The sequence below is a fragment of the Streptomyces sp. NPDC044033 genome, from assembly GCF_056434425.1.
Window position 1 is genome coordinate 256,799 of sequence record NZ_JBWKFF010000002.1, and the last position, 15,067, is coordinate 271,865.

A 15,067-nucleotide genomic window follows, 5' to 3' on the forward strand; every position below is an offset into this window, starting at 1 on the left:
TCTCAGGCCATGCCGAAGTTGTCGTCGAGCAGTGCGAACAGTTCGTCCGCCGAGGCCGTGGCCGTCTCGTCGGCCGGGTGGCCGGCGGCGGACTCCGACGGGCCGCCGCCGGGACCGCCGGGGCCACCGGGACCACCGGGTCCGGCGGCCGGGCCGGCCCGCCGCGTCCAGTCGCGCAGCAGGTCGTTCAGCCGGTCGCCGATCACCTCGGTACCCGGTGCTCCCGGCGTGAGGGCGGCGAGCTTGGCGGCCAGGTCGTCCAGCTCGGTCAGCCGGGTCGGCGCAGGGGCGGCGGCGGTGCTCAGTTCGTCGTGCAGGTGGTCGGCGAGCGCGGCGGGCGTCGGGTGCTCGAAGACGACCGTCGGGGGGATGGGCAGCCCGGTGGCCGCGCACAGCTGGTTGCGGAATCGCATCGCGAGCATCGAGTCGAAGCCCACATCGGAGAAGGCGCGGTCCGGCGGTACGGCGCCGGAGCCCGGGTGGCCGAGGATCGCGGCGGCGTGCCGGGTGACCAGGTCGAGGACGGCTTGGCGGCGCCCCGGCCCGTCCAGTGACGCCAGCCGGGCCGCGAGCCGGGCGGCGGGCGCCTCCTCTTCGTCGGCGGCCGACGCGTGCTCCGGCGCGGGGTCCGCTCCGGGAGCCGCCGCGAGGCCGGACGTGCGGTCGGACGTGCGGTCGGACGTACGGTCGGCCGGTGGCGGCTCGGTGGCGGGGAAGGTGCCGCTGCGGCCCGGTGTGGGCAGCCAGTAGCGGTCCCGCTGGAACGGGTAGGTCGGCAGCGGTACGGGGCGGGCCCCCGCGTCGGCGGGCAGCAGTGCGGCCCGGTCGACCGGTGCGCCTGCCGCCCATGCCTCGACCGAGGAGGCCAGCAGCCGGTTCCGGCCGCCGTCGTCGCGCCGCAGCGTGCCCACGCCCGTCATCGCCCGGCCGGCCTCCTCGGCGACGCTCTCGGCCCCGGCGAGCAGCACCGGGTGCGGGCTCACCTCGATGAGCAGGTCGTGCCCCGCCGCCAGCAGCGAGCGGGTGGCGCCCGCGAAGTCGACGGGCTCGCGCAGGTTCCGGTACCAGTAGTCGGCGTTCAGCAGGGCACCTTCGACGGGGCCGCCGGTGACCGCGGAGTACAGCGGAACGACACAGGAGCGTGGCCGCACGTCGGCCAACGCGGTCAGCAACTCGTCCTTGATCTCGGCCACTTGGGCGGAGTGCGCGGCGTAGTCGACGGGGATGCGCCGGGCCCGCAGGCCGTCCCGCTCACACGCGGTCAGCAGCGCGGACAGCCCGTCCGGCTCGCCCGCGACGACCACGGCGTCCGGGCCGTTCACCGCGGCGACGCAGCCGCCGTCGCCGTCCGTGAGCAGGCCCCGGACGCGCGCCTCGGACGCGGCGACGGACACCATGCCGCCCCGGCCGGCGAGGCGGAGCAGCGCCTTGCTGCGGAGGGCCACCACCTTGGCGGCGTCCTGGAGCGAGAGCGCGCCCGCGACGCAGGCGGCGGCGATCTCGCCCTGGCTGTGGCCGACCACGGCGTCCGGCCGGACGCCGATGGCGCGCCAGTACTCCGCGAGCGCGACCATCACGGCGAACAGCGTCGGCTGTACGACGTCGACCCGGTCGAGTGACGGCGCGTCAGCACCGCCTCGCAGCACCTGTGTCAGGGACCAGTCCGTATAGGGGGCCAGAGCTTGTTCGCACCGGTCGACGGATTGCGTGAACGCCGGTTCGCGGTCGAGGAGTTCGGCGGCCATGCCCGCCCACTGGGATCCCTGCCCGGGGAAGACGAAGGCCGTCCGGCCGCCCCGGGACCGGCCCCGCACCGCGCCGGGCGCGGGCGCTCCCTCGGCGAGCGCGCCGAGCCAGCCCAGCAGTTCCTGCCGGTCGGAGCCGACGGCCGCCGCCCGGCAGGGGAAGGCCGTACGGGTCGTGGCGAGCGCCCGGGCGAGATCGGCGGGCCGCATGTCCGGGTCGGCTTCGACTCGGGCCAGCGTCTGCCGTGCCTGGCGGCGCAGGGCGCCGGGGGTCCGGGCGGAGAGCAACCACGGCACGGCGACCCCGGCGTCCCTGGCGGCGCCCCCGGCGTCCCCGGCGTCCCCGGCGTCCCCAGCATCCGAGGCGAGAGGTACAGCGCCGTCGTCCGAAGCGAGGAGTGCAGCGCCATCGTCCGAAGCGGGGGGCACAGCGCTCCCGTTCGCGATCGCCGCGTCCTCGGGTGCCTGTTCCAGCACGGCGTGGGCGTTGGTGCCGCTCATGCCGAACGCGGAGACCCCGGCCCTGCGTGGCCGGCCCGCGGCGTCCCACGGGCGGGACTCGGCGAGCAGCCGCACCGCGCCCGTGGTCCAGTCCACCCGGCTCGACGCCTCCTCGGCGTGCAGCGTGCGCGGGAGCACTCCGTGCCGCAGTGCCATGACGGTCTTGATGACACCGGCGACACCGGCGGCGGCCTGGGTGTGGCCGATGTTCGACTTCAGCGAACCGAGCCACAACGGCCGCTCCTCCGGGCGGTTCTGACCGTACGTCGCCAGCAGCGCCTGCGCCTCGATCGGGTCGCCCAGCGTGGTGCCGGTGCCGTGGGCCTCGACCAGGTCGATCTGCGCGCCGGACAGCCCGGCTCCCGCGAGCGCCGCGTTGATGGCCCGCTGCTGCGCGGGCCCGCTCGGCGCGGTCAGGCCGTTGCTCGCCCCGTCCTGGTTCACGGCGGTGCCGCGTACGAGCGCCAGTACCGGGTGGCCCAGGCGCCGCGCGTCGGACAGCCGCTCGACGAGCAGCACGCCCACGCCCTCGCCCCAGCCCGTGCCGTTCGCGGACTGGGCGAAGGACCGGCAGCGGCCGTCGGGCGACAGCCCCTGCTGGCGGCTGAACTCGACGAAGACATCCGGGCTCGCCATCACCGCCGCCCCGCCGACCAGTGCGAACGAGCAGTCCCCGGACCGCAGCGCCTGGCCCGCGAGGTGGAGCGCCACCAGGGAGGAGGAGCAGGCCGTCTCCACGGTCACGGCGGGCCCCTCCAGGCCCAGGACGTAGGAGACCCGGCCGGACGCCACGCTGGTGACGGTGCCGCTGAGCAGGTGCCCTTCGACGTCGGCGGCCGGGTCCTGCGGCCCGGTCCCGTACCCCTGGGAGGCCACGCCCACGTAGACGCCGCCCTGTCCGCCGCGCACGGAGGCCGGGTCGATCCCGGCCCGTTCCAGCGCCTCCCAGCCGGTCTCCAGCAGCAGCCGCTGCTGCGGGTCCATGGCGAGGGCCTCGCGCGGCGAGACCCCGAAGAACTCGGCGTCGAACTCGCCCGCGCCGTCCAGGAATCCGCCGCCCGTGGCGTAGAACGTGCCCTGCCGCTCGGGGTCCGGGTCGTACAGTTCGGCCAGTGGCCAGCCGCGGTCGGCCGGGAGGTCCCCGATGGCATCGACGCCGTCGGCCACCAGGCGCCACAGGTCCTCGGGCGAGCGGACGCCGCCGGGGAAGCGGCAGGCCATCGAGACGATCGCGAGCGGTTCACCGGCCGGTGCGGCCGGCGCCGGGGACGGCGCGGCGGCGGTCCGCGGCGCGGCGCCGGTCAGTTCGGCGAGCAGGTGGTCGCCGAGCGCGGTGGCCGTCGGGTGGTCGAAGACCGTGGTGAGCGGCAGCGGCAGGCCCGTGGCGGCGATCAGCCGGTTGCGCAGTTCGACGGCGGTGAGCGAGTCGAAGCCCGCGTCGCGGAACGGCCGGTCGGCCGCGATGGAGCCGGTCGAGTCGTGGCCGAGCACCTCCGCCGCCTCGGCGCGGACGAGTTCGCGCATCCGGTGCCCGCGCTCGGCCTCCGGCAGTTCCGCCAGTTCCCGCCGCCACGCGTCGTCGGCGTCCGGCCCGCAGGCCGCGGGGCGGTCGGCGGGCCCGGCGTCCGGCAGCCGGCGCAGCAACGCGCTGTCGCGGGCCGACAGGAACGTCGGTGTGAAGCTCGGCCAGTCCATGTCGGCGACGACCGGTTCGCTCTCCCCGAGCGTCAGCGCCCGCTGGAGCGCGGCCAGCGCCGCCGCGGGCTCCATCGGCACCAGGCCGTGCCGCCGCAGCTGCCGGCCGACGTCGCCGTGCGCCATGCCGGCGCCGGACCAGGGGCCCCACGCGACGGAGATCGCCGCGAGTCCCCGGGCGCGCCGCGCGGCGGCCAGGGCGTCGAGGTGGGCGTTGGCCGCCGCGTAGGCGGCCTGGCCGCCGCTGCCCCAGGTCGCGGAGATCGAGGAGAAGAGGACGAAGGCGTCCAGCGACGGGCCGTCGAACAGGGCGTCCAGGTGGGCGGCGCCGCGCGTCTTGGCTGCGGTCTCCCGGGCCACTTCGTCGAGCGTGCAGTGTTCGATCCTGGTGTCGGAGGTGACCCCCGCGGTGTGCACGACGGCCCGTACGGTCTCCTGTTCCGCCCGCAGCCCCTCCAGTACCCGCGCCAGTTCGGCGCGGTCGGCGACATCGCAGGCCAGGATGGTGCTGCGGGCGCCGAGCGCCGACAGTTCGGCGGTGAGTTCGGCGGCGCCCGGCGACCGCGGGCCGCGCCGGCTCAGCAGTACGAGGTGGTCGGCGCCGTCCGCCGCCAGCTTGCGGGCCACGTGCGCGCCGAGGCCGCCCGTGCCGCCGGTGATGAGCACGGTGCCGCGCGGCTTCCAGGGCTCGGCGGCGGGCCCGGCGGGGACCGGCGCGCGGTCGAGGCGGCGGCCGAACAGCCCCGTGGCGCGCACGGCGACCTGGTCCTCGCCGTCCAGCCCGGCCAGTACGGCGCACAGGCCGCTCAGCGCGGCGTCGTCCAGCGCGCCGGGCAGGTCGGCCAGGCCGCCCCACCGGTGGGGGTGTTCGAGCGCGGCGACCCGGCCGAGGCCCCAGACCTGGGCCTGTACGGGGTCGGCGGAGGCTGGTCCGTACGGAGCTGTGGCTCCGTACGCCGTCGGGGCGCCGTCCCGCGTCTCGGGCCCGTCCGGGGCCGCATCGCCGTCTCGCGCCACGCCCTCGTCTGATGCCGCATCACCGAACCGCGCCACGCCCCCGTCCGGTACCGCATCACCGTCCCGCGCCACCGGCCCGCCCGGTGCCGCATCGCCGTCCGTCGTCACCGCCCCGCTCGTGACGCACCACAGCGGCGCGTTCAGCTCGCGGTCGCCCAGCGCCTGGATGAGCAGCAGGGTCGCCGCCAGGACTGCGCTCGGCGCGCCGGGGTCCGGGTCCAGGGGGCCGTGGTCGGCGAGGGCGAGCAGGGACAGTACGCCCGTGATGCCGGAGCCGTCGGCGGGCAGCAGCCCGGCCAGTTCCGCGCGCCCGGTCCCTGCCGCGATCCGCAGGACCGTGACCCCGGCGCCGTGCCGGGTGAGGGCGCGTTCGCAGGCGAAGACCCGTTCCGCGCCGCCCGCGCCGTCCGGGCCGTCCGGGGCGTCCGGGGCGACGAGCAGCCAGCTGCCGGAGAGGCGGGGTTCCGACGGCGCGGCGAGCGGCTGCCAGACGATCCGGTAGCGCAGGCGGTCGACGGCGGCGTCGGCCGCGCGCCGTGACCGCCGGGCCGCGAGGGCCTGCGGTACGTCCTCCAGCGCGGCCCCCTGGTCCAGACCCAGTTCGGCGGCGAAGGCCCGTACGCCGTCGGGCCGGTCGAGCAGGTCCCACAGTCCGTCCGGCGCCGCTCCGGTGGCCGCGGGCACGGGAGCGGGCGCGGACTCGGGCCAGTAGCGCCTGCGCTGGAAGGCGTAGGTGGGGAGGGCGACGCGGCGTACGTCGCTCTCGCTCCAGCCCGCGGACCAGTTCACCGGCACGCCCCGCACGTGCAGCCCCGCCAGCGCGCCCCGTACGGCCGCGGTCTCGGGCCGCCCCTCCCGCAGCGTCGGCAGCGTCTCGCAGCCGTCGGCGTCCTCCAGGCAGCCGTGCAGCATGCCGGAGAGCACTCCGCCCGGGCCCAGTTCGAGGAATGTCGTCGCGCCCTCGGCCCGCAGCCTGCGGGCGCCGTCCAGGAACCGTACGGTGCCGCGCACGTGCCGTACCCAGTAGTCGGGGGAGCACAGTTCTTCGGCGGCGGCCGGTTCGCCGGTCAGGTTCGAGATGACCGCGATCCGGGGCGCGGAGTAGGTCAGCCCCTCCGCGACGCGCCGGAACTCGTCCAGCATCCCGTCCATCCGCGCGGAGTGGAACGCGTGGCTGACGGCCAGTCGCTTGGTGCGGCGGCCACGGGAGCGGAACTCCTCGGCCAGCCGCAGCACCGCCTCCGTGTCGCCGGACACCACGGTGGAGGCGGGTCCGTTGACGGCGGCGATACCCGACGTGCCATGGCCTGGTGAGTGGGCGTCAGTGAGCACTTCCCGAACTTCCGCTTCCTCGGCCTCGACCGCCACCATCGCGCCGCCCTCGGGCAGCGCGTCCATCAGCCGGCCGCGGGCGGCGACGAGCGCGCAGGCGTCGCGCAGGTCCAGGACGCCCGCGGCGTGGGCGGCGGCCAGCTCGCCGATCGAATGCCCCATCAGCAGATCGGGTCGTACGCCCCAGTGCCGTACGAGCCGGAACAGCGCGGTCTCCAGCGCGAACAGCGCGGGCTGGGTGTAAAGGGTCCGCTCCAGCAGCTCAGCTTCGGTCGTGCCCGCATCGGCGAACAGGACGTCGCGCAGGGGGACTTCGAGGTGCGGGGCCAGCTCGGTCAGCACCTCGTCGAGGGCGTCGGCGAAGACGGGGTCGTGGCCGTAGAGCTGGGCTCCGGCGCCCGCGCGCTGGCTGCCCTGCCCGGGAAAGAGGAAGGCCGTGCGGCCGGGCAGGCCCGCCGCGCCCGTGAGCACCGAGGCCGGGCGGCGGCCGTCGGCGAACGCCCGCAGCGAACGCCGCACGGACTCCGGTTCCGTACCGAGGACCGCCGCGCGGTGCTCCAGCGCGGCGCGGCCGGCTGCGAGCGAGTAGGCGATGTCCGCCAGGTCGGCGCCCGGACGGTCGGCGAGGTGGGCGTGGAGCCGTTCCGCCTGGGCCCGGAGCGCCTGCGGGGTCGCGGCGGAGAGCAGCAGCGGTACGGGCAGGGGCCGGGCGGCCGGGTGGTCGCCGCCGTCGGGCGTGCGGGGGGTCGCGCTGTCGCCCGTGCTCGCCGGGGCCTGCTCCAGGACGACGTGGGCGTTGGTCCCGCTGATGCCGAAGGAGGACACGCCCGCGCGGCGCGTACCTCCGCTCTCCGGCCAGGGCGTCCGCTCGGCGAGCAGCCGGAGCCCGCCCTGCGACCAGTCGACGTGCGGATTGGGCTCGCCGAGGTGCAGGGTGCCCGGCAGCTCGGCGTTGCGGATCGCCAGCACCATCTTCATCACGCCCGCGACGCCCGCCGCCGCCTGGGTGTGCCCGATGTTGGACTTGACGGAACCGAGCCACAGCGGGCGGTCGTCGGTCCGCCGCGCGCCGTAGACGGCTTGCAGCGCCTGCGCCTCGATGGGGTCGCCGAGCCGGGTCCCGGTGCCGTGCGCCTCGACCGCGTCGATCTCCTCCGGCCGCAGTCCGGCGTCGGCGAGGGCGGCGCGGATGACGTTCTGCTGCGCGGGCCCGTTGGGCGCGCTGAGTCCGTTGCTCGCCCCGTCCTGGTTCACGGCGGTGCCGCTGACCAGCGCGAGTACGGGGTGGCCATGGCGCCGGGCGTCCGACAGGCGCTCCAGCAGCAGCACCCCGGCCCCCTCGCCCCAGCCGGTGCCGTCGGCGTCCGCGGAGAACGCCTTGCACCGCCCGTCGGGCGCAAGTCCGCGCTGGCGGCTGAACTCCACGAAGAGCTTCGGCGTGCTCATCACGGTGACGCCGCCCGCGAGCGCCTGCTCGCAGTCGCCGCGCCGCAGCGCCTGCACCGCCAGGTGGAGGGCGACGAGGGAGGACGAGCACGCCGTGTCGAGGGTGAGCGCGGGCCCTTCCAGACCGAGGACGTAGGAGACCCGCCCGGAGAGCACACTGGCGGTGTTGCCGGTCAGGAAGTGCCCCTCGGACGCGCCCGGCGCGCCCTCCAACCGCGCCAGGTAGTCCTGGCCGTTGGTACCGAAGAACACCCCGACCTGACGGCCTCTCAGGGAGGTCGGATCCTGCCCTGCCCCCTCGACGGCCTCCCAGGAAGTCTCCAGCAGCAGCCGCTGCTGCGGGTCCATGGCGAGGGCCTCACGCGGCGAGATCCCGAAGAACTCGGCGTCGAAGCCGCCGACATCGAAGAGGAACGCGCCCTGATCGCTGTAGGTGGTGCCGGGCCGGTCGGGGTCGGGGTCGTACAGCCCCTCGGTGTCCCAGCCCCGGTCCTGCGGCCAGTCACCCACCGCGTCGACGCCACCGGCCAGCAACTCCCAGAACTGTTCAGGGCGTTCGACGCCGCCGGGGAACCGGCACCCCATGCCGACGATGGCGATGGGTTCGTCGTGAGGCGGCCGGCCGGGCGCGGTACCGGCAACCGTCACCGCCTGACCGGAGTGGGCGGCGGCAGACCCGTTCAGCTCCCCCAGCTCCCCCAGTTCGGTCAGTTCGCCGATGATCCGCTCGGCGAGGGCGCTCGGCGTGGGGTGGTCGAAGACAACGGTGGCGGGCAGCTTGAGGCCGGTCGCCGCGCCGAGCCGGTTGCGCAGTTCCACCGCCGTCAAGGAGTCGAGGCCCAGTGCGGCGAACGCCTCGGCGGGCCGTACCGCGTCGGCGGTGCGGTGCCGCAGAACGGCGGCCGTGTGGGTGCGTACCAGGTCAGTGGCGCACTGAGTACGGTGCTCCGCGCTCGACAGCGCGGCCAGCCGGGCTCGTACGGAGTCGCCCGAGCCTCCGAAAGCGCCTGGATCGCCCGCATAGGCCCCGGCCGCCTCGGTCGGCGCGTCCCCGGCGCCGGTCTTCCCCTTTGGGCCCGGCAGTTCGGCCAGCAGCGCGCGGGACCGCAGGCCCGTCCCTTCGGCGAACCGGTGCCAGTCGACGTCGGCCACCAGGACGAGGCCGTCGTTCTCCGCCACGGCCCGGTCGATCGCGGTGACGGCGGACTCGGGGTCCATCACCGGCATGCCGAAGCCCCGCAGCCGTGCGGCGACTCCGTCGTCGAGCATCCCCGGCACGGCCCACGCGCCCCAGGCGATGGAGGTGCCGGGCAGGCCGTCAGCCCGGCGAAGCGCGATCAAGGCGTCCATCGCGGCGTTCGCTGCCGCGTAGTTGCCCTGGCCGGCGTTGCCGACGACGCCCATCACCGAGGAGAAGACGACGAACGCGGCGAGGTCGAGGTGTGCCGTGACCTCGTGCAGGTTCTGAGCGGCTGTCAGTTTGGCCCGCATCGAGACGGCGAGCCGCGCGGGGTTCAACGCGTCGAGCAGCCCGTCGTCCAGCACGCCCGCCGCGTGGAAGACTCCGGTCAGCGGGGACTCGGCCGGGATCCCGGCGATCAGCGCGGCCAGCGCCTCCCGGTCCGCGATGTCGCAGGCGGCGATGGACACCACCGCGCCCAGGTCCGTGAGTTCCGCGCGCAGCGCCTCCGCGCCGGGCGCTTCGGCGCCGCGGCGGCTGACGAGGAGGAGCCGCTCCGCGCCCTGCGCCGCGAGCCGGCGGGCCGTGTACGAGCCGACGCCGCCGGTACCGCCGGTCACCAGGACCGTACCGCCCCGTTCCCATCGCCCGCCGGTCGCGTACGGTCGCGGCGGCGCGGCCAGCAGCCGCCGCCCGAACACCCCGGTGGAGCCCACCGCCACCTGCTCCTCGTCGGCCGCCGCGCCGGCCAGCACCGCGCACAGCCGAAGGGCCGCGCGCTCGTCGAGCGCCACCGGCAGGTCGACGAGTCCGCCCCAGCGCTGGGGGTGTTCGAGCGCCACCGTACGGCCCAGAGCGGCGACGGCGGCATGGGCGGGCGCGCCGGGCCGCTCGGCCCCGCCCAGGGCCGCCGTGCCGTGGGTCAGCAGCCACAGCGGGGCGTCGATCCCGGCGTCCCCGAGCGCCTGCGCCAGGGCGAGGGTGAGCGCCAACGCACCGGGAAGTTCCGGGTGTTCGGGGTGCTGCCGTTCCTCCCAGGCAAGGAGTGAGAGCACGCCGGCGACCGGTTGTCCCCCGGGCGCGTCGGTCGGGTCGGTTGGCGTCGCGTCCGTCGCCGCTTCCGTCGGTGCCGCTTCCGTCGGTGCCGCTTCCGTCGGTGCCGCGTCCGTCGGTGCCGCGTCCGCCAGGGCCGCCTCCGCCAGGGCGGCGGCCAGTTCCTCCCGTGTCGCGCCCGGGCCGGCGGCGGCGATAAGGGTGAGCTCGACACCGACACCGACACCGACACCGGCGAGGGCGTCGAGGATCGCCGCCACGGCGCCGCTCGCGGGGGTGTCAAGAAGCTCGGGAACCACCGCGATCCAGCGGCCGGCGATCGGGACACCGGACCGGACCGGCACCGGCACCGGCCGCCAGCCGACGTGATAGCGCCAGGAGTCCGCGCGCCGCTCGCGCGTCTGCACGGAACGCCAGGCGGACAGAGCGGGAAGCACCTCGCCCAGAGCCTGGAGACTGACCCCGAGCGTCTTGGACAACTGCGCGGGATCCTGCCGTTCCAGCCCCTCGAAGAGATCGTCGGCGGCCGGAGCGGACAGCGATGTCGACGGCGCAGCCTTCAGCCAGAAGCGTTCGCGTTGGAAGGGGTAGGTGGGGAGGTCCACGCGGCGGGCGCCGGGGTAGGCGGCGGAGAAGTCCACCGGCAGCCCGTTCGCCCACGCCTGGCCGAGCGAGAACAGCAGACGGTCCCGGCCGCCGTCATCGCGGCGCAGCGTCCCCAGCACCACCGCCTCGACACCGGCCGCCTCCGCCGACTCCTGCACCCCCACCGCCAGCACCGGATGCGCACTCGGCTCCACGAAGAACCGGAACCCCTCCGCCAGCAGCGCCCGCGTCGCCTCCTCGAAACGCACCGTCTGCCGCAGATTGCGATACCAATAACCGGCGTCCAGGGCAGCGATGTCCAACAGTTCACCGGTGACCGTTGAATAGAACGGCACATCGGCCTGTCGTGGCGTCAGCGCAGCTAGTTCTTCCAGGAGTTGTTCGTGGATGTCCTCGACATGGGCGGAGTGCGAGGCGTAGTCGACCGGTACGCGCCGGGCCCGTACCGCCCGTTCCTCGGCACGCTCCAGCAACTCATCCAGCGCCCCCGCGTCACCCGATACCACAGTAGAAGCAGGTCCGTTGACAGCGGCGACAGAGAGCTTGCCGTCCCAATCAGCCAGCCACTCCCCCACCTCCACGGCGGGCAACGCCACCGACACCATGCCGCCACGACCCGACAGGACACGCAGCGCCTTACTCCGCAACGCCACCACCCGCGCCGCATCGTCCAACGACAACGCACCCGCGACGCAAGCCGCAGCGATCTCACCCTGGGAATGGCCGACCACCGCACCCGGCTCCACCCCGTACGAACGCCACAGGGCCGCCAGCGACACCATCACCGCGAAGAGCACCGGCTGCACGACATCGACCCGCTCAAGCGACGGTGTGTCAGCGCGCGCACGCAGCACGGCCTCCAGCGACCAGTCCACGAACGGGGACAACGCCCGCTCACACTCCGCGACCCGCGCCGCGAACACCGGCTCCACATCCAGCAGTTCAGCGGCCATCCCCACCCACTGCGAACCCTGCCCCGGGAAGACGAACACCACTTCACTGCTCGCCCCGACCGCCCCTTGTACCAGCCCAGGGGAGGCAGAGCCCTCCGCCAGGGCGCTCAGGCCCTGCCGGAAGCCGTCCGCGTCCGCGCCGATCAGCACCGCCCGGTACTGGTGCGCCGCCCTGCCGGTGGCCAAGGAGTAGCCCACGTCCGCCGCGTTCAACCCGGCCTGGGCATCCAGCAGTTGGCGTGCCTGATCTCGCAGCCCCTGCTCGCTCCGGGCGGACAGCATCCACGGCAGAACCGTCGCGTTACGCGGCCCAGCGTCCGCCACCACGCCGTATACCGGCTCGTCGGGCGTCGGCGGCGCCTCTTCGAGGATGACGTGCGCGTTGGTGCCGCTCACACCGAACGACGACACCCCGGCCCGACGCGGACGGCCGGCCGCCTCCTCCCACGGACGGGACTCCGTCAGCAGTTCCACCGCACCCGCCGACCAATCCACCTCCGGCGACACCCGGTCCACATGCAGCGTCTTCGGCATCACCGCGTGCCGCATCGCCAACACCGTCTTGATCACACCGCCCACACCGGCGGCCGCCTGCGTGTGCCCGATGTTCGACTTCAGCGACCCGAGCCTCAACGGGTGTTCTGCCGCGCGGTTCTGACCGTACGTCGCCAGCAGCGCCTGCGCCTCGATCGGATCACCCAGTCGGGTCCCCGTACCGTGCGCCTCCACCAGATCCACATCCACCGCACGCACACCGGAATCCGCCAACGCCGCACGAATCACCCGCTGCTGCGACGGACCATTCGGCGCCGTCAAACCATTACTCGCACCATCCTGATTGACCGCACTCCCCCGCACCACCGCCAACACCGGATGCCCCAACCGCCGCGCATCCGACAACCGCTCCAACAACAGCACCCCCACACCCTCGGCCAGGCCGAACCCGTCGGCGTCGGCCGCGAACGCCTTGCAGCGCCCGTCCGGCGCGAGGCCGCCCTGGCGGCTGAACTCGACGAACATGCCCACGGTGGACATCACCGTCGCACCGCCGGCCAGTGCCATGGAGCACTCCCCGGAGCGCAGGGCGCGGGCCGCGAGGTGCAGGGCCACCAGCGATGAGGAACAGGCCGTGTCGACGGTGATCGCGGCGCCCTCCAGCCCGAGGGTGTAGGCCAGTCGGCCGGACGCGACGCTTCCGGTGTTGCCGGTGAGCAGGTGTCCGCCGACCTCGGCGCCCTCCTGGAGTCGGGGCCCGTAGTCCATGGTCATCGCGCCGACGAACACCCCGGTCCGGCTGCCGCGCAGCGACGTCGGGTCGATTCCGGCCCGCTCGAAGACCTCCCAGCCGGTCTCCAGCAGCAGCCGCTGCTGCGGGTCCATCGCCAGGGCCTCACGGGGCGAGATGCCGAAGAAGCGAGCGTCGAACTCGGCCGCGTGGTGCAGGAAGCCCGCTTCGCGCTGGTAGTAGCGGCCGGGCTGGCCCGGCTCGGGGTCGTAGTGGGCCGCCGTGTCCCAGTCCCGGTCGGCCGGGAAGGGCGACACGGCGTCGGCCCCGTCGGACACCAGCTGCCAGAGTTCGTCGGGGGTGCGGGCGCCGCCGGGGTAGCGGCAGCCCATGCTCACGATCACGACAGGGTCGTTGTCGTCGGCGGCCGCGAGGGGCGTCCGCTCCGCTTCCTCAGCGCCGGCGTCGGTCCGGTCACCGGCCAGTTCGGTACAGAGTGCGTCGGCGAGGGCGCCCGGTGTCGGGTGGTCGAAGACGGCGGTGGCCGAAATCCGCAGCGCGGTCGCCGCGTTCAGCCGGTTGCGGAGCTCCACGGCCGTGACGGAGTCGAAACCGAGGTCGAGGAACGGCTGGTCCGCCGGTACGGGCCCCGACCGGCCCGTGAGCCCGGCGACCTCGCGGGTGACGAGCTTCAGCAGCGCCGCGCGCTGCCCCGCCGCCGGGAGTGCGGCCAGCTCGGCGCGGAGTGCGCACCCCGGATCGTCGGCGGTCCCCTCCGCGTGGCCGGTCTCCGCGCGACCGGTCTCCGCGCGGCCGGGGCGGGCGGGGCGGCCGGGGTAGTCGGGTTCGAGGAGGTGCTGCGGAAGTTCGGCGGGCCGGGCGTCGTGGTCCGCGTACACCGCCTGCCAGTCGGGTGCGACACCGTGTGCGTACAGCTCGCCCAGCGAGGTCAGGAACCTTGTGCGGTCCCCCTGTTCGCGTCGGAGCGTCCCCATGATGTGTGGTTCGGCGCCGCCCTCCTCGGCGGTGTCCTGCATGGCGGAGGTGAGGACGGTGTGCGGGCTGACCTCCAGCAGCGTGTCGTAGCCGTCGGCCAGCAAGGCCCTGGTAGCCGAGGCGAAGCTGACACGGCTGCGCAGATTTCGGCACCAGTAGTCGGCGTCCAGGACGGGGTTCTCCAGGAGGCCGCCGGTCAGCGCCGAGTAATAGGGGAGCCTGGCGGGGCGGGGCCGGATGGGCGCGAGGTCCGTACGCATCCGGGGAAGGATGTCGTCGATGTGCGCGGAGTGGGCGGCGAGCCCCACAGCGACCTTCCGGGCGTGCACACCGGCCCGCGCCAGGTCCGTGAGCAGTTCTTCGGCGGCGTCGGCGTCGCCGGAGACGATCACGGCTCGGGGTCCGTTCACCGCGGCGACCACCAGCCGGCCGGACCAGCGCTCCAGCCTCGGGGCCAGTTCCTCCGCCGCCGCCATGACAGAGACCATCTCGCCACGGCCGGCCAGCGTCGCCTGGGCCTGGCTCCACAGGGCGACGACCCGCGCGGCGTCGTCCAGGGACAGCGCGTCGGCGACGGCGGCCGAGGTGATCTCGCCGACGCTGTGGCCGAGCACCGCGCCGGGCTCCACTCCGTACGAGCGCCAGAGCTCCGTCAGCGACAGCGTCATCGCGAACAGCACGGGCTGCACGACGTCCGCCCGGCCGAGGGCGGGCGAGTTCGGCGCGCCGCGCAGCAGGTCGATCAGGGACCAGTCGGTGAAGGCTTCGAGCGCTTGGGCGCAGTCGTCCATCCGGCGCCCGAAGACCGGGGAGGTCTCCAGCAATCGGACCGCCATGCCGGGCCACTGGGCGCCCTGCCCGGGGTACACGAACGCCGTCCTGCCGCGGCTGCCCTCGCCCTCGGCCAGCCCGGGCGCGCCCCTGCCGTCGGCGAGCGCCTCCAGGAGGTCCAGGAATCCGCTCCGGTCCTCCGCGATCAGCGCCGCGCGCCGTCTTCCGGTGAGCGCGGAACCGGCGAGGGCGAGCCCGACATCGGCCGCGCGCCAGTCCTCCCGGCGGCTCAGGTGCTCGCGCAGGTGCCGCGCCCGGGCCGCCAGCGACTCCCTGCCGCTGCCGGTCAGCATCCACAACAGCGGTGAGCCTGAACCGGTTCCATGCACCATCGCGCCTCAGGGCTCCTTCGCAGCGAGTCGGGCCATAAGTTCGGTGCTCTCAGCGGGTGCTCAAGAGCGCGCCGGTCACCTGCGGACTGATCAACGCCCTTTGGCAGCCGCTACGGGACGTGCAGTGGAGATCTTGCCGGGCCGGTGTAGCAACC

General features: G+C 74.8%; 1 protein-coding gene. It reads right to left on the bottom strand.

The features are described 5' to 3' along the window. Nucleotides 1-2: 2 nt before the first annotated feature. The gene (locus tag AC07AB_RS04965; RefSeq protein WP_478560150.1) at nucleotides 3-14,912 is read right to left on the bottom strand and encodes a type I polyketide synthase; all 14,910 of its coding nucleotides are present in this window, start codon (nucleotides 14,910-14,912) and stop codon (nucleotides 3-5) included. Between the last annotated feature and the right edge of the window lie 155 nt (nucleotides 14,913-15,067).